At 49.1% G+C, this 17,758-nt stretch carries 15 protein-coding genes; all 15 read right to left on the bottom strand.

Annotation, left to right across the window (positions count from 1 at the left end; genetic code table 11):
• Nucleotides 1–217: 217 nt before the first annotated feature.
• The 15 genes from SOI44_RS01145 to SOI44_RS01075 all read right to left on the bottom strand — a co-directional run bounded on the left by SOI44_RS01145 (nucleotide 218) and on the right by SOI44_RS01075 (nucleotide 17,642).
• A complete protein-coding gene (locus SOI44_RS01145; protein ID WP_331347415.1) occupies nucleotides 218–448 on the bottom strand; it encodes a DUF4339 domain-containing protein in 231 nt (76 codons plus the stop codon).
• Nucleotides 449–451: 3 nt separating this feature from the next.
• Nucleotides 452–2,632 (bottom strand): fibronectin type III domain-containing protein, encoded by a 2,181-nt coding sequence (locus SOI44_RS01140; protein ID WP_331347414.1) that lies wholly within the window; start codon nucleotides 2,630–2,632, stop codon nucleotides 452–454.
• A gap of 123 nt (nucleotides 2,633–2,755) precedes the next feature.
• The gene (gene gap / locus SOI44_RS01135; protein WP_108774527.1) at nucleotides 2,756–3,775 is read right to left on the bottom strand and encodes a type I glyceraldehyde-3-phosphate dehydrogenase; all 1,020 of its coding nucleotides are present in this window, start codon (nucleotides 3,773–3,775) and stop codon (nucleotides 2,756–2,758) included.
• Between the two features lie 81 nt (nucleotides 3,776–3,856).
• The gene (locus SOI44_RS01130; protein ID WP_331347413.1) at nucleotides 3,857–4,771 is read right to left on the bottom strand and encodes a GNAT family N-acetyltransferase; all 915 of its coding nucleotides are present in this window, start codon (nucleotides 4,769–4,771) and stop codon (nucleotides 3,857–3,859) included.
• Nucleotides 4,768–4,950 carry a hypothetical protein gene (locus SOI44_RS01125; RefSeq protein ID WP_331347412.1) on the bottom strand — a complete coding sequence of 61 codons (183 nt, stop codon included), beginning with the start codon at nucleotides 4,948–4,950 and terminating at the stop codon, nucleotides 4,768–4,770. The genes SOI44_RS01130 and SOI44_RS01125 overlap by 4 nt, the downstream gene beginning before the upstream one ends.
• Complete coding sequence (whiA, locus tag SOI44_RS01120; protein ID WP_331347411.1) at nucleotides 4,947–5,885, bottom strand: DNA-binding protein WhiA; 939 nt, start codon at nucleotides 5,883–5,885, stop codon at nucleotides 4,947–4,949. The genes SOI44_RS01125 and whiA overlap by 4 nt, the downstream gene beginning before the upstream one ends.
• Nucleotides 5,885–6,832 (bottom strand): gluconeogenesis factor YvcK family protein, encoded by a 948-nt coding sequence (locus tag SOI44_RS01115; protein ID WP_331347438.1) that lies wholly within the window; start codon nucleotides 6,830–6,832, stop codon nucleotides 5,885–5,887. Before SOI44_RS01115 ends, whiA begins: the two co-directional genes overlap by 1 nt.
• Nucleotides 6,825–7,703 carry an RNase adapter RapZ gene (gene rapZ / locus SOI44_RS01110; RefSeq protein WP_331347410.1) on the bottom strand — a complete coding sequence of 293 codons (879 nt, stop codon included), beginning with the start codon at nucleotides 7,701–7,703 and terminating at the stop codon, nucleotides 6,825–6,827. The genes SOI44_RS01115 and rapZ overlap by 8 nt, the downstream gene beginning before the upstream one ends.
• 96 nt (nucleotides 7,704–7,799) lie before the next feature.
• Nucleotides 7,800–8,081: a hypothetical protein gene (locus SOI44_RS01105; RefSeq protein ID WP_331347409.1), complete on the bottom strand. Its 282-nt coding sequence runs from the start codon at nucleotides 8,079–8,081 to the stop codon at nucleotides 7,800–7,802.
• A gap of 96 nt (nucleotides 8,082–8,177) precedes the next feature.
• Complete coding sequence (locus SOI44_RS01100; protein WP_331347408.1) at nucleotides 8,178–9,494, bottom strand: prolipoprotein diacylglyceryl transferase family protein; 1,317 nt, start codon at nucleotides 9,492–9,494, stop codon at nucleotides 8,178–8,180.
• Nucleotides 9,495–9,497: 3 nt separating this feature from the next.
• A complete protein-coding gene (hprK, locus tag SOI44_RS01095) occupies nucleotides 9,498–10,448 on the bottom strand; it encodes an HPr(Ser) kinase/phosphatase (protein ID WP_331347407.1) in 951 nt (316 codons plus the stop codon).
• 53 nt (nucleotides 10,449–10,501) lie between these two features.
• Entirely contained in the window at nucleotides 10,502–10,720 is a 219-nt protein-coding gene (locus tag SOI44_RS01090; protein ID WP_331347406.1) for a hypothetical protein, read from the bottom strand.
• Between the two features lie 102 nt (nucleotides 10,721–10,822).
• Nucleotides 10,823–13,678 carry an excinuclease ABC subunit UvrA gene (gene uvrA / locus SOI44_RS01085; protein WP_331347405.1) on the bottom strand — a complete coding sequence of 952 codons (2,856 nt, stop codon included), beginning with the start codon at nucleotides 13,676–13,678 and terminating at the stop codon, nucleotides 10,823–10,825.
• Nucleotides 13,668–16,202, bottom strand: coding sequence for a DNA mismatch repair protein MutS (mutS, locus tag SOI44_RS01080; RefSeq protein WP_331347404.1), 2,535 nt, complete (start codon nucleotides 16,200–16,202; stop codon nucleotides 13,668–13,670). The genes uvrA and mutS overlap by 11 nt, the downstream gene beginning before the upstream one ends.
• Before the next feature lie 99 nt (nucleotides 16,203–16,301).
• Nucleotides 16,302–17,642, bottom strand: a complete 1,341-nt coding sequence (locus tag SOI44_RS01075) for an ATP-binding protein (protein WP_331347403.1) — start codon at nucleotides 17,640–17,642, stop codon at nucleotides 16,302–16,304.
• Nucleotides 17,643–17,758 lie beyond the last annotated feature (116 nt).

The raw sequence follows: 17,758 nt of genomic DNA, 5'->3' as shown, positions 1-17,758 counted from the left end.
AAAAAGCGTCTTTTATCAAAAAGACGCCTTGCGTGGTTCCACTTTTCTATTCTGCTCTTGTGCCCTAACGCGGCATACGTCAGACCCTACTGCATTCAGATCTGCCCTCACGGATGCACTCCCCGTCACACAGACATGCGGCGCTTCCACCATACCGCCTTCGCTTCCATGTCAAACATGCAGGTACCCGTTCCGTTCAACGGTTTCCTTGATGATATCAGATATTAAAATCGTTTTCAAACTCACTGCTTTCCGTCAGATAGAACGAATAAATCGTATTGCCGATCTTCATCCACTGCGACAAATCCGGCATCCAGATCCAGTCATTCCCATCCAGGATCCCCTTGGAAATCAGATTGGAAAGCTCCTTGTCAGAATACGGCCCATACTTATCCTTGGACCCATCATTCTTCATGTAATACCAGATCTTCTCACTGCCTGTGTCCATAGCTTAGTTATCTTCCTCCACCTCTACAGTAATCTTATTATTTGAGGAACTAATATCAATTTCACCAGATTCATCATGAATCTTATATCCAGCTGGTGCATTCAGGCCAAGACTGCTGGCAGTATATTTACCAGATGAAACCTTCTTGATCGTTTGCGTACCAACTGTATTCTGACTATCTTTGTCAATATATGTAACAGTCACATCAACATCAGAAGTCTGCTTCGGTGCATTGTACGTCACATTGATCTGGCTGGTGGAACTTTCACCATACTTGCTGTCATTGGAGCCGGCAGCGACACCGATTGTATAGTTTGTGCCATCCTGCAGGTTGGCACCGCTGATCGTATAGAAGGTCTGTGATACCTGGCCGGCGGATTCACCATTGATGGTCAGATCATAATAGCTGGCATTGGATACAGCGCTCCAGCTGATCGTCAGAGCACCGGTAGAATCAACATTCGTGCTCAGTCCTGACGGCGCATCCAGCTGGATGGTCTTGGCATTGTATGTGTAATTCACAGTGCTGGCATCACTGTCCGGATGTTTCTTGGCATCATTGGACTTGGCAACGATCGATACCGTATATGTTGTGCCGCTTTCCAGAGAAGAAGCCGGAATGGAAGCAGAATTGCTTGCACTCTTGGCCAATGTACCAACCGAAGGTGAAACAGTAACTTCATAGTAGTCTGCATTTGAAACGGCATCCCACTTGATCTGCACAGTTTCGGTTGTTTCGGTAAAGGTGATATTGGAGACAGCGGAAAGTTTGCTTGTGTCTGCAGATGCCGAAGCACTGGCTGTTGCACTGGCATCAGCTGTGTTTTCATACTGGTTGTAAGTATTGTCGCCGGCACCATACATCTTGCCATCTTTGGTAATGGCAATCAGGGTATTGCCATGGGCGGCAATGAAGCTGACATTCTTCCAGTTCTTGACGGCATCGGTGATTGCGCTGTCTGAGCTGACCGCCACAACCGTACCGTCTTTCTTCAATCCTGCAACAACATCATTGCCAGCTGCCAATGCCGTGATGTTGGAAATGGAAGAGGCATCCAGGGCAGAGCCGCCATTGATGGCAACACTCTGCACAGCCCCATTGGCAATGACATAGTACAGAGCATTGTCGCTCAGGGCCACAAGCTTGATATTGTCATCAGACGGAATCTTGATGCCGCCGGAAGATAACAGGGTGCCGCTCTTGGTCAAAGCAACGGTGACATCCTTGCCGGCATACACGGATGCGACATTCTGCCAGTCAGATACCTTGCATGCGGTATCAGAGCCGGTGCATTCCACCGCGCCGTCCTTGCGCACAGCGGCGACATGTTTTTCACCCATGGCAATGTTGGTGATATTGGACCAGTCAGAAGTATCCAGAGAACTGTTGGTTGTGACAACGGTACCGTCTTTCTTCAGAGCAGCTGCAGTTTCATCATAGCCGCTGATCTGTACAGCACTGCTCAGCTTGCTTGTATCTATCGTGCCATGGCTGGTGATCTTACCATCACTGTCCAGATACAGGGAATACTTACTGCCAAGCACCAGACGATTGGTGGAGCCAACGGACAATGTGGAAGAGGATCCACGCCCTTTAAGGGCAATCAGCAATACCGCCAGCACTGCCACGGCAGCAATACAGCCAGCCAGTACAAATACCGTTTTGCGCTTTTTCAGAGGCTGCTTCTTCTTGACAGTCTTCTTCGGGCGGGAAGTGCGTTTTACTTCCTTTTCATCCTCCTCGTCCTCATCTTCATCCTCGTCTTCTTCATTATCTGTATCTTTGGCGTCACTCTCTTTGGCCAGATCATCCGGATTCATGACCTTGGTAGCACCAAGATCTTCATCCTGATTCTGATCCAGAACGGTGGTCGGGCTGTCATCGACCGTATCGAGCTGCTGGGTCGCAGCCATGCCATTATTCTTCTGGAAAGGAATGGTGGCACTCTTTTCCAGATTATCGATGTTTGGCGTCACAAAGGTCATGGTATTGTCAAGCAGTGCCGTCACATCAACATGGTAAAGGGATGCCAGTGCCTTCAGATGCATGATGTCCGGGATACTGTTGCCATTTTCCCAATTCATATATTCTGCCACCGGCACAAACAGCCGTCTGGCAATTTCCGACTGCGGCAGTCCACTGTTTTTCCGCAGCAGGTTGAGTTTCTCTGGAAGCTTGTTCATAGCGATCCTCCCTGCCCTATATTTTATGTGCACTCTTTTTTCTTTTCAACGAAATGCCGCGATTGTCCGCCTATCCATATAAAAAAAGACCCTGGACAAGCCAGAGTCTTGATTGTACAAAGCTTACTTAACGTTAGCGAAGTACTTGATTGTACGAACCATCTGAGAAGTATAGGAGTTCTCGTTATCATACCAGGAAACTGTCTGTACTTCGTATGTGTCGTCGTCAATCTTGTTTACCATTGTCTGAGTAGCATCGAAGATGGAACCATGTGTCTCATCAATGATATCGCTGGAGACAATGTCCTCATCGTTGTATGCGAAGGAATCAGACTGAGCAGCCTTCATAGCAGCGTTGATGGCATCAACAGTAACATCCTTGCCCTTGACAACGGAGAACAGCAGTGTTGTGGATCCTGTAGGAACCGGAACACGCTGAGCAGCGCCGATCAGCTTGCCATTCAGTTCAGGCAGAACCAGACCGATAGCCTTAGCAGCACCGGAAGAAGCCGGTACGATGTTGCAGGCACCAGCTCTGGAACGACGCAGGTTGCCCTTTCTCTGAGGTCCATCGAGGATCATCTGGTCACCTGTGTAAGCATGAACTGTGCACATAATACCAGACTGAATCGGATACAGATCATTCAGTGTCTTAGCCATCGGAGCCAGGCAGTTTGTTGTGCAGGAAGCAGCAGAGATAATCTTGTCTTCCGGCTTCAGTGTCTTCTCGTTTACGCTGTAAACGATAGTCGGCAGATCATTTCCAGCAGGAGCGGAAATAACAACCTTCTTGGCACCAGCATCGATATGAGCCTGAGCCTTGGCCTTGCTTGTATAGAAGCCTGTGCACTCCAGAACAACGTCAACATTCAGCTCACCCCAAGGCAGATCCTTAGCATCCTTCTCAGAGTAAATTCTGATTTCCTTGCCGTCAACTGTCAGTGTGCCCTTCTCATCATCGCAGGAAATTGCATGATCCCACTTACCATGTGTTGTGTCATGCTTCAGCAGGTAAGCAAGCATGGAAGGCTTTGTCAGATCATTGATCGCAACGACCTCATAGCCCTCTGATACAAACATCTGTCTGAAAGCAAGACGTCCGATGCGGCCGAAACCATTAATTGCAACTCTTACATCTGTCATATTGTCTAATCTAGACCTCCTTAATGTTGCGCTTAAATTATAAAGTCTCACTGTTTGTTCGTCAATTGACAAGGTCAAATCCTAGAACGCTTCGTTCTGATTTAATGGCCTTCTCGATACCGCCAATGCCTCCTTCACATTGGAAGCCTGCGACTGATACAGCTTGTTGAATAATTCATAGTCATTGATCCGCACCATCGTGCCAATATAATCATGATGCTTCGCATTGGGAAACACCGGCGCAAAGTTCTCTGCTTTTGATACGTTGAAGTGCACCCGCGGTCTTTCCTGCAGGCAGGCATTCAGCAGCTTGGCCAGAGCCACGCTGTCCAGATACACAAGCTCATCAATATAAAGATCCGACCCCTGCATCGTCAGTGTGGCATAGCCGTCAATCCTGTCCTGACCATTGTAATAGCCGATGATCTTGCCGCCCTGGGCTGCAATCTCATTGCGATAGCGCACAAAGTCCTTCAGATCCCGGCAGTAGAAACCCGAAAACCGGCGGATATAGGCCGAATACACCTTAAGCATATCCAATGCCTGTACATCATAGGCACAGCCAAAGGAAGGCACCCGTTTGACATCCTGCCTCTGTACCATCCAGCCTGTCCGATACATCCCGGCCCGGAATCCAAACGGCTCATACAAGGCCGGATCCTTGGCCCGGATGAATGTCATCAGCTCCGAATGGGCACAGGCATCCACCGTCACATTCATCAGCTGGTGCATATAGCCTTTGCCCTGATACGAAGGCAGCGTGCACACACCGGAAATCATGCTGGCTGCAAGTACCCTGCCATGAAACATCACTGGATGGGTATGGCGGCACAAAGAAGATACGATGCGGCCATCTTCCTTCACAACATAGCAGGAAGCCGGATCCCATACCGACTTGAAGTAGTAATCAATATATCCGGGATCTTCCTGTGGAAAACAGATTTTCCACATCTCACGGACCTGCTGGCGGTCCTTTTCTTCAGCCAGTACGATCATATGCGATCCTCCTTGTTCTCTTTCTTGATATCATTGTCTGCTTTCAGCAGTCTTCTGGTACGGAGCAGACCGATCACAGACATCAGCAATGCAAGCACATATAAGGGCCATAGCTGCGGTGCCAGTACATACAGCACCAGCAGACCGGCTGCTGTTACGATCAGATACAGCCAGATCACACGCCTCTGCCTTTCTCAGCCAGTTCATGAATCCGGACAAAACGATGCTTCATGCCCGACTTGGATACCGGCGTACCTGTTTTCTGCTCATACAATGTGCACAGCTCATTCAGGCTTGCCTCCGGATTCTCTTTCCGCAGCAGTGCCACATCCTGCAGTTTCTGATCCACATGCCGCAGACGGTCCATCTGCTCTAACACAGCAATATCCTCCAGCTGCTTCTTCGCCGCTGCCTGTGACTTGACTTCATTGGCCACATCACAGTTGTTCAGCCGGGTCAAAGAGTTGGTAAAGTCACGGGAAATGCGGACATTCTCAAACTTCATGACAGCATCATTGGCACCAATGATGCGCAGGAAGTCTGCAATCTTCTCGGCAGCCTTGATATAGACAATTGTACGCCCGCGCCGCTGAATTGTGCGGCCCTGAATTTCAAAACGTTTCAGCAGAGAAACCAGGAACTTTCCATGTTCCTCATTGTTGGCTGTGATCTCCAGATGATAGCTTGTCTTCTCCGGTGGATTGACACTGCCCGAGGCCATGAAAGCACCAGCCAGATAGGCTCTGGCATTGGTATCGGCTGACACAATCTTTGCCAGCGGCTTTTCCAGCAGGCCGCGGGCACTGTAGATGCCAAGATCCTGCAGAATCATCGGTACATCCGCGGTAATCCGCAGGCCATAGATCAGGTTCTTATGCAGGTTCATCTTCCGTTTGACCGACAGATCAATGGCCGCATGATAGCGCTCCTTGATCAGCCGGTAGATCGTTCTGGCCACAGCCGCATTTTCCACACTGACTACAATTGCCATACCCCGTGAGGAAAAAGACAGTGAAGAACACATCTGGATCAAAGCAGATAATTCTGCCCGGGCATCGTTCTGTGAGAACACAAGCGATGCCGTCTCATTTTTTACTTCTGAAGAAAATGACATCACACTTTCCCCTTCAGAAGATCCTTCGTCACATCATGAATGCCTTTGACATCATGGCGGATCAGCCCATCATCAAAGCTGAGCAGATGCCGGCAGATGATATCGTAGTCATGTTTGCGCTCCCGAATGCATACCGGATAGGAATGCTGGCGGCTGTACCGCTGCCGGTTCTCCTCCGGGATATGATCATCCGCCACCACCACGGCATCCACACTGACACCATGGCGCTTCAAAGCATCCACATGATCCTCCACACTGTAGCCATCCGTCTCGCCCGGCTGGGTCATGGCATTGCAGAAATACACCTTGCGGCCATGGGTATGGTGCAGGGCATCGCCGATTTCCGGAATGATGACATTGGGCATGATGCTGGTATACAAAGAGCCAATGCCAAAGATAATCAGATCGGCATCCTCAATCGCTTCAACTGCTTCCGGAGTGGCATGGACATCCTCGGTATAGAATACCCGTTCAATGTGGTTATCCATGTGAGGAATGTTGGCTTCACCCGCCACAATGACGCCATCCTCCATGCGGGCATACAGGGTGATGACCTGGGTTGTACTCGGGATGATTTCACCTCTGACATTCAGGACATCATCGATGATCTTGACGGCATCAAAGAAGGAACCGGACTGCTGGGTCAAAGCGGTCAGGATCAGATTGCCAAGGTTATGACCGGCCACATCTGTTTCGGTGCCATTGGGATCATCAAAGCGGTAATTCATCAGGCTGCTCATGATGGATTCATGATCGGCCAAAGCAAGCATGACATTGCGGATATCGCCCATTGCCGGAATATTGAACTGACGGCGCAGTCTTCCGGTAGAGCCGCCATCATCCGCCACTGTCACAATGGCAGAAATGTGGGTATCGGAAATATTCTTGATGCCGCGGCAGATCTGGGCCTGGCCATGGCCGCCGCCAATCACAACAACTTTACGCATCTTCACGAATCCACTCCTTCTGGTCTCGGTGTTCCTTATAGCAGTTATAGGTCTTACGATAGTGCTCATACAGGAAGTTGGTAATCGTCACCGAACGATGCTGGCCGCCGGTGCAGCCAATGGCCACCGTAAAGTGATTCTTGCCTTCCTTCTCATACTGGGCAAAGGCATAGTCCAGAAAAGACAGCAGACGTTTGATAAACTCCTGGGTTTCCGGCTTGTCCATGACATAGTTGTACACACAGGCATCATTGCCGGAGTATGGCCGCAGCTTGACTTCCCAGAAAGGGTTGGGCAGAAAACGCACATCGATCATCAGATCGGCATCCATTGGTACGCCGTACTTATAGCCAAACGAGACAAAGGAGATGGAGAAGGCCGGTACAGCACTCTTGCTGAAATACTTTTCGAGTTTGCGCTTGAATTCCTTTTCCTGCAGGAAGCTTGTATCAATGGTCACAAACGAATTGTTTACATTGCGGGCCAGCATCTGCCGTTCCACCGAGATGGCTTCATCCAGCGTATTGCAGGTGTTGCTCAAAAGCAGGGGGTGCATGCGTCTTGTACTCTTATAGCGGTGCAGGATCACGGCATCACTGGCATCCAGGAACAGAACACTGATCATCATGTTCTGTCCCTTCAATCCACGCAGGAAGGCCGGGAAGTCCTGGGCACTTGTACTCAAGGCAACATACGAATAGCGGGGATCCGTACTGGTTTCGATCATATCGACCAGCAGGCTGATCAGTTGAACCGGAAAGTTATCAATGACGTGATATCCCATATCCTCCAGAATGCGGGCCGCCGTTGACTTACCGGCACCTGACATGCCACTGATGAGAATCACTTTTTTCTTCTTCTGTGTTTCCATATGCATCACCGATGGTATTGTAGCATTCCCCATTCCCTACTACAACGGATACCGGCGTGCCAGACCATAGGAAAAGAAAAAGCAGCACATGGCTGCTCATTCAGAATATTTACGGCGCTCCGGTGACAGATTGTCACAATAATAGCGGACCGTCAGGTGCGGACTCAGACGGTGCTCACTGCCAGGATCATTGACAAAGCAGTCACCCTCCAGCATACACTCTTCCATTGCCGCTACTGCTGCTTCCAGATCCTCATCCTCACCGCCGGCGGACGTCATCAGATCCTTCGCATTGATTTCCAGTGCATTCCATCCATTGATGGAAAACTCCTGCTTCTTAAACAGGATAATCTTTTCAAACTCTTCTCTGCTCTTCATACACCCCGCTCACAGGGAACAGTATAGCATGAAATTCTGAAAGCATGACCAGATACTCAAAATTGGACGTGCGTTTCCAAGAAATTTCTATTGACATCAGAGCAGATTGTATGTCCAGTTGTGGTCCGTTTCCTGCAGAATGTCTTCCAGTTCGCGCAGATCACGGATCATGCGGTTGGGCATGGCTTTGGTGATTCTGTTGAAATTCTGCTTGCTGGTGACATAGCCGATGGCATAGACACAGGCCCTTCTGGCCATGCGCACATCTCTGGCATGGTCGCCGATATAGACACAGTTATCATGGCCAAGGCCAAGGGCATGGCAGATCCGCCGCAGGGCATCCGGCGCCGGCTTTGCCTTCTTGTAAATCTCTTTGCCCATGACCATGTCCACATAGTCTTCCAGATCAAATTCCTCGATCCAATAACGGCAGTTGTCGGTTGGTCTTGAGGTAACAACACCAACCGTATAGCCATTCTTCTTCAGCCACATCAGTACTTCCAGGGCATGAGGCATGGTATTGACCAGTCCTAAGGCAGGCAGATTGGCCTGGAAAGTACGGAATTCATGGGTGAGCTCATTGGGATCTTCCCCCTTGAACAGACGCTTGATTTCCTTGCGGTCATCAGCACCGAATACTTCCAGCTGGGTGCGGTCATCAAAGTCATCCACAGTGCGGTATTTGTTGAAAAGGTAACGGTAGGATTCATTGACCATCGCCTGGGTATCCATCAAAGTGCCGTCAAAGTCAAACAGGACAAGCGGTTTCTGGTCCATCTTCTTGCGGCGGTTGAACACGTAGAAGACCAATGCACCGACTGCTGTTGCCAGTCCCGGCAGTAACATCATCAATGTTGCTTTGGCACGGCCATAGGTTGCAATATTGATGAAGAAGCGGCTTAAACCGATCCACAGCAGTGCCAGGGCAGCACGGTCACCTCTGTGCTTGTCATAGAAATAGTTGCGGTAGAGCACTTCCAGCAGAATATAGCCGAGCATATCCACACCGACAATCAGGATATTGCGCCAGTCAGAGAACATATACGGAATGCGGGAAATGGCTGCGGCCAGCAGGAAGTGCGGGATGATGCAGTCAAGGGTGCGCCGGAAGGACATGAAGTTCTTGCGGACATACAGGAAGACAAAGCCCATGACGAAGTAGATTGCCATCAGAGGTTCAAACCCGTCATCAAAGAACAGGAAGAATCGTGAGATGTGGGTGAAGCCATTGGCAATGTACCAGCCGATTCTGCCGCCCAGCAGTCCGGAAACAACGATGCCGAGAAAGACTTCCTGTGAGATGGCACGGACGTAGCCGTTTTCCTTCATGTCACGCCGGAAAAACAGGTACGCCACAAAGGCGCCGAACAGGGTCGCAAGGCCTGCCCAGCGGATCGTTACATGTTCAAACATGGCTTAGATATCCTTTCCGGCATACGTATTGAACCGTTCCTTGATTTCCTTGCTGGCGGAGAAGCCATCCTGCTGCAGGCGGAAATTGGTAACGGCAGACTCAATCAGAATGCGCATGTTGCGGCCGGCACTGACCGGCAGCACAATAGTCGGAATCAGTACATCCAGAATCTTGGTATAGTGCATGGTCTCATCGCCAATGCGGTTGTATTCATCCGCCGCATTGAACTTGACAAGGTCAATGACCATATCCACCGGTGAGCGTGAAATCAAAGCACTGGCACCGAACATCTTCTCCACATCAATGATGCCGATGCCTCTGATCTCCAGCAGGCCTTTGATGATGGCCGGCGAGTGGCCGATGATGCTGTTATGAATATGCTGCACATCGACACGGTCATCTGCTACCAGCACTTGACCGTTGCGGATCAGTTCCAGAGCAGTTTCTGACTTACCCATGCCGCTTTCACCGGCAATCAGCACACCTTTGCCATAGACACTCATCAATGTACCAGAGATAGTATCCTCCGGGGCAAGGCGCTCATCCAGGAAGGAAATCAGCTCCGTGACAAGACGGAACGTTTCCATGTCGGTGCGCATGATCGGGAAATTGAGGTGATCCGCAATTTCCTTGAGAATCGGCGGCAGAACATTGTTTTTGGTAATGATAATGCATGGCGTATAGCCATCCGTTAACATCGGAAAACGGGCCCGCTGCTCCTCCGGGGTCATTGTTTTGATAAACTCAGATTCCTTGTTGCCGATAATGATAATACGGCGGGGATCCGACTGCTTGTAGAAGCCGCACAGCTCAAAGCCAGGCCGGTTGACGTCCGGCACAACCGTCCAGCGGTCCAGCGACTTATCATCACCAGTCAGGCGTTCAAACTTGAAAAAGCTGACAATTTCCCTGACTGTAACTTTCTTCGTATATTTATTCTCTTTGTTTTCCATACTAACCCTCAGCGTGATTCTAGCACAACTCTGTGGCGGTTATGTGAAAACATTCATGATCTGAACATTTCTGTAAATGCTTTAAACTGCACCGTACCCATGGATGACTTCTCACCATTGTCATCAATAATCGTGACTTTCTCCGGTGAAATAATCACTTCATACTGCAGGGAACGGATCTTTGTCAGGGCATAGCGGCCCTGCATCACCTGCCAGGTCTGTCTGGCAAAATAGCCCAATTCATTTTTCTCCTGTTGGAAAAACCGTATCATGCAATTCCTCCTTTCATGGCGGGTATACTAATACGTCTGAAAACAGATTGCAAGAAATTTGCTGACAGTTTCATCCTTTCATCACATGAAAAAACTGCGCCTTCACGCAGCCTTTTCACCATTTTCATGCTCTTTTGTCCACTTCAGTGCCTTGATCAGATACTGTCCTGTCCAGCTTTCTTTGCAGGCCGCAACCTGCTCTGGGGTACCCGTGCAGACAACCTGGCCGCCGCCATCGCCGCCTTCCGGGCCAAGATCAATGATCCAGTCAGCACACTTGATGACATCCAGATTATGCTCAATGACAATGACCGTATCTCCGCCATCGACGATTCTTTCCAGCACCGCAATCAGACGTTTGACATCATCGGTATGCAGACCGGTGGTCGGCTCATCAAGAATATAGACAGTTCTGCCGGTTGCGACTTTCTGCAGCTCTGTGGCCAGCTTGACACGCTGTGCCTCACCACCGGAAAGGGTTGTACTGGCCTGGCCAAGCTTGATATAGCCAAGACCCACATCATACAGTGTCTGCAGCTTGCGTTTGATCTTGGGATGATTGCCAAAGAACTGCAGAGCTTCCTCTACGGACATCTCCAGGACATCATAGATATTTTTGCCCTTGTAGGTACACTGCAGGGTTTCTTCGTTATAACGCTTGCCATGGCATACTTCACATGGCACATAGACATCCGGCAGGAAGTTCATGCGGATGACCTTGACGCCATCACCCTGGCAGGCCTCACAGCGGCCTCCCTTGGTATTGAAGGAGAAGCGTCCCTTGTCATAACCTCTTAATCTGGCCTCCGGTGTATGGGCAAACACATCACGGATATCATCGAACACACCGGTATAAGTAGCCGGATTGGAACGCGGCGTTCTGCCGATCGGTGCCTGGTCAATCTGCACAAGCTTGTCGATATTCTCCAGTCCCTTGATGGACTTGAACTTGCCCGGATGTACTTTCTGTCTGCCCAGACTCTGCAGCACTGCCTGCATCAGCACATCATTGACCAGCGTACTCTTGCCCGAACCGGAAACACCCGTGACCAGCACAAGCTCACCAAGCGGGAACTTCACATTGATCTTCTTCAGGTTATGTTCCTGTACACCGCGCAGTTCGATGAACTTGCCATTGCCCTTTCTTCTTTCTTTAGGCAGCGGAATGATCTTTCTGCCAGCCAGGTAGTCACCGGTAATGGAACCAGGTGTGTTCATGACCTGTTCTGGTGTGCCGTTGGCCATGACCTGACCGCCATGGATGCCTGCCCCCGGACCGATATCCACGATCCAGTCAGAAGCCATCATCGTCTCTTCATCATGTTCAACGACAATCAGACTGTTGCCAAGATCACGCATGCTCTTCATGGTCGCAATGAGCTTGGCATTGTCTCTCTGGTGCAGGCCGATGCTCGGCTCATCCATGACATATAATACGCCGGAAAGCTGAGAGCCGATCTGGGTGGCCAGACGGATACGCTGGCTCTCGCCGCCGCTCAGTGTTCCAGCCAGTCTGTCCAGAGTCAGATAGTCCAGACCGACATTGGAAAGAAACTGCAGGCGGCTGCGGATCTCTTTGATGACAAGATCGGCAATCTTGGCCTTTTCTTCATCCAGTTTCAAATCGTCCAGCCAGACAAGAGCCTGCTTGACACTCATCTTGGTAAAGTCAGCGATATTCTTGTCGCCGACCATGACACTTAAAGCCTGTTCATTGAGACGGTCGCCATGGCACAGCCGGCATGGTGTTTCTGCCATGTAGGAATGATAGTAGTCCTTGTTCCAGGAAGAGGTTGTCTCGACATATCTTCTTTCAATCAGATCCTTGACACCCTCAATGTAGTCATTGCGGGAATATGTATTGCCCCCGGAGGAGGTAATACGATACTGGATCGGTTTGTCAGAGCCATGCAGGATGCGCTGCATCTGATAGTCACTCAAAGAGGACAGCGGTGCATCCAGATCAATATCATAGGCTTTGCACAGCACACAGAATGTCTGCCACTCAATGTTGTCCGTATCGACCAGATTCTTATAGTAGCGGATGCCGCCCTTGCGGATGGAAAGAGACATATCCGGCATCAGATTACTGATGTCGACTTCCTCGGTGATGCCAAGGCCATGGCATACCGGGCAGGCACCTAATGGCGCATTGAAGGAGAACAGTCTTGGCTCCAGATGCGGTACGGAAAAGCCGCAGATCTTGCAGGCATAGTTGCTGGAAAACAGCATTTCCTTATCACCTGCTAATACGGTTGCCATACCATCTGCCAAAGACAGAGCTGTTTCAATAGAGTCATGAATCCGGCTCTTGGAATCATCATTCTTGATGATGCGGTCCACAATGACATCAATGCGGTGGCGCTTGTTCTTTTCCAGCTCAATATCTTCTTCCAGCATGCGGATTTCACCATCCACCCGCACACGCACATAGCCATCCTTCAGCAGCTTGGCAAAGGTATCCTTGAAGGTGCCCTTCTTTTCCTTGACGATCGGTGCCATGATGGTCAGCCGGGTGCGCTCAGGCAGCGCCATGACGGCATCCACCATTTCCGTAATCGTCTGACCGGTGATCGGAATATGATGATGCGGACAGTAAGGTACACCGCATCTTGCATATAACAGACGCAGATAGTCATAAATCTCAGTGACGGTACCAACGGTAGAACGCGGGTTGTTGGAGGTTGTCTTCTGGTCAATGGAAATGGCCGGAGACAGTCCTTCAATCATCTCCACATTCGGCTTTTCCACACCACCGAGAAACTGTCTGGCATAAGCAGACAATGACTCTACATATCTTCTCTGTCCTTCGGCATAAATCGTATCAAAAGCAAGAGATGTCTTGCCGGAGCCGGAAAGTCCGGTCATAACGACCAGTTTGTTCTTTGGAATTTCCAGGGAAATATTCTTCAGGTTGTTCTCCTTAGCTCCCCGGATAATCAACTTATCATTTGCCATTGGAATCCTTCTTCGCCTCCTGTACAAGATCGGATAACATCACCCATGCCTGCCGCGGACTCATATTGTCCACATCGGCTTCTTTCAGCTGGGCAATGATCGTTTCTGCTTCTGTATCTTCCTTCTTCATTTCAATGAGCTGATAGCTCTGCTGGACAACCCGCTTCTTGCTCTCCAGCTGTTTCTGCAAATCTTTGGCACGCTCCAGCACACTGTCAGGCAGACCGGCAAGACGGGCGACATTGATACCATAGGAGTGGCCGGCCGGCCCATCCTTCATCCGGTACAGGAATGTCACCTTGTCATTGTCTTCCTTGACAGCCACATGCATATTGCGCACACAGCCGATTGAGTCTACAAGTGTCGTCAACTCGTGATAGTGGGTCGAAAACATCGTCTTGGCATGCACGCAGGCCGCGATATATTCAATCATTGCCTGGGCTAATGCCATACCATCATACGTACTGGTACCACGGCCGATCTCATCAAACAGAATCAATGAACGCGGTGTGGCATTCTGCAGGGCCCGGTTGGCTTCACTCATCTCCACCATAAATGTAGACTGGCCGGAAAGGATATCATCCGATGCCCCGATGCGGGTAAAGATTTTGTCAAACACCGGCATCTTACATGATTTAGCAGGCACATAGCAGCCCATCTGGGCCATGACCACAAGTAAAGCAGTCTGGCGCATATAGGTGGATTTACCTCCCATGTTCGGACCGGTAATGAGAAGAATACTCTCTTTGGCATCCATGTGCACGGAATTCGCTATATAGCGGGGATCCTTCATCAGCTCATCCAGGATCGGATGGCGGCCGCTGACAATATCGAGCTCGTCATCATCAAAGACCGGTCGTACATAGCCATAGGATGATGTGCTTTCCGCCAGTGCCTGCAGCACATCAATCTCACTCAGTACCGAAGCCAGTTTCTGCAGACGGGGCAGATAGCCCTGGATTAATTGCAGAAGATTGTTAAACAGCTCTTTCTCCAGATTAACCGCATTCTCCTGAGCATGCAGGATCATGTCTTCCTTTTCTTTTAGTACCGGTGAGATAAAACGCTCACAGCCTGTTAATGTCTGTTTGCGTACATAGCCCCATTCCGGCTTTACCTGGGCAGCCGCAGCCTTGGATATCTCAATATAATAGCCGAAGATCTTGTTGTAGCCGATCTTCAGCGTCTTGATGCCAGTACGCTCTTTCTCCTGGGCTTCCATGTTGGCAATGAAGTCCTGGCCCGAACGTGCCATCTGCCGTGCTTCATCCAGGCTGGTATTATAGCCGTCTTTAAACACACCGCCATTGCTTAGGATGGCAGGTGGATTTTCCACAAAGGCATCCTTGAGCTGATCATAGAGAGATGTTAATGGATCCACATCTTTCAGTCTGCCAAAGGCATCATCCTGGATGCAGGCAAGTACGGATGGGACCGCCGCCAGGGTCTTGGTCAGCCGCACAAGATCAATCGGATTGGCAGACATCATCGCACAGCGGGCAATCAGACGGGACAGGTCATATACCCCATCCAAAGCATCCCGCAGGTTCTGTCTGGCCATGAAGTTGTCACACAGATACTGTACACAGTCATAGCGGGCATTGATGCGTCTTTGATCCACCAGCGGTTTTTCAATCCAGCGGCGCAGCAGACGGGATCCCATCGCACTTTTGCACTTGTCGAGGAAGGACCACAGGGTGATGTTCTTGCCATTGGGATGCAGGGATTCTGTCAGTTCCAGATTGCGCTGGGTATCATAGTCCATATCCAGGAAGTCATCTTCATTCTCAATCTGGCATGTCTCCAGATGGGAGAGCATATGTTTCTGGGTCTGTTCGAGATAATTGAGCATCAGGCCATAGGCAGAGCGCTCATAGTCTTTTTTCAGATTCTCACATAAAGGCTCATATTCACTCTTGATGGCATCTTCTTCACAATAGGAGATGACGACCTGCATCTGCCGCAGTGACTTGATCAATCTCTGTGGGAAACCTTCTTTGACAACAACCTCACGGATGTTGTTTTTCATGACCGTCTGTACAAGCACGGTATCTTTGTGTGCCACATCTTCCACAAAGTTTTCGCCGGTGCTGGCTTCCACCACAGCAAAGCTGTAGCCATAGCCATAGTCACAAATGGCACCCAGATAGACCGAGCTCTTGTCATCAGTGATCTCATCCATGATCGTGCCAGGGGTGATGATGCGGATCACATCACGCTTGACTAAGCCTACGGCTTTTTTAGGATCTTCCATCTGTTCGACAATGGCAACCTTATACCCACGTGACACAAGCCGCTGCACATAAGAAGAGACGGCATGGTGGGGAACCCCGCACATCGGAATCCGCTCCGGCACGCCGGCATTCTTGCCTGTCAATACAAGATCCAGCTCTTTGGAGGCAAGCTGGGCATCATCAAAAAACATTTCATAAAAATCACCAATGCGGTAGAACACAATCGTATCCGGATACTGCTCCTTGACCTTCAGATACTGCTCAATCATTGGTGAATACTTTTCTGCCATAGTGCCTCCCCATAATTTGCCCCGCTATTATAGCATCTGCGGCAAGTTCAAAAAGCAGGATGAATGCTGCCCTGCAAAAAGATTGAACATGTAAAAATGTTATTTGAACAGATGCGGCATCGCCTGTTTCAACAGAAACGCACAATAATATGGAACAGTGACGATATTATCCGCCGCCCCAATATTCCCAGATGTGATTTTTAATCCATAATGTACATCAGGATACTTATCAATATTATCGATGAGAGTGCGCAGTGATTTTGAATGTCCTTTTCTGGCTTTTACTTCTACCGGAATCAATGAGGACATGTCACGTACAAAGAAATCTTCTTCCAGCGTACCGTCCTGCCGCTTATAGTAACAAAGTTCATACCCCTGTTTTGCCAGGCACTCTGCTACGATGTTCTCATACAAAGCCCCTTTATATACGCCAAGATTGCGGTTCACCCGCAGATCCTGCTGCGCTTCATCATCCAGTTCTGCGACGAGCAGTCCTGTATCCGCAAAATAGACTTTGAATTTACTGCGGTCAATATTTCCTTTGATTGGCAGCTCTGGAAAACGCATGCAGTAACAGATATTGACAGCACCGGCATCTTTCAGCCAGTCAAAAACACCGTCATAATCTTCAAGTGTCGCGCCCTTTGCAACCTTGCTGATCTGAAATTTCTTGTTTTCCTTGGCAAGCTGTGAAGGCACAGAGCGGAATACGTTCATGATCCTTGTCTGCTCCAGCCCGCTTGCATACTTGCGGATATCTTCTTCGTAATCCAGAAGAATCTGTCTCTGTGTTGTCAGGGTCTTTTCAAAAGTTCCTCTTTCAATATATTCACTGACAACAGCCGGCATACCTCCCAGTACGCAATAATCCAGGAACAAAGACAAATAGTGCTCATGAAGCCCATTGGCAAAAGGTATATGATTCTCTAAATGATCAAGCAGTTCATTCACAAAGTCCTGCCTATATCCCTTTGCCCACAGGAACTCTTCAAAGTCCATGGATTTCATTTCATAATCTGTCTTATTGCCAACAGAATTACTCTCAATCTTGTGATAATTGATGCCAAGCATCGATCCGCTGCATATTACATCAAAACGTTTATCTTCATTGAAGAATTTCAAAGATGTCGCAATATCCGGAAAATCCTGCAACTCATCAAAAAAGATCAAAGTCTTGCCTGGAATAAACCGTTTAAACGGATCAATACGGGAAATGACCTTAATAATACTGTCGGCACTATATCCCTCTTCCGTGATGACCTTATAACTGGATTCTCTGACAAAGTTAATCTCAATGAAACTCTCATAATTTTCCCTGGCAAAATGACGGATTGCCCATCTTTTCCCCGTCTGTCTTGCCCCTTTGACAATCAAAGGCTTATGTTGTGGATCTGCTTTCCAATCCTTCAGGAACTGATCAATTTTACGTGTTAAATACATACTCTAATCCTGTATCTTTCTGATGTCATTATAACATTCAGAATATTTTTAGAGCGAATATTATAACACTTGTCAATATTTTTAGAGCGAATATCGCATATATATACCATATTTTT

This window comes from Lactimicrobium sp. (assembly GCF_036453465.1).
Taxonomy (GTDB): Bacteria; Bacillota_I; Bacilli_A; order Erysipelotrichales; family Erysipelotrichaceae; genus Bulleidia.
The sequence above is the reverse complement of the archived record's forward strand: the minus strand, read 5'-3'. Positions and strand labels throughout refer to the sequence as shown.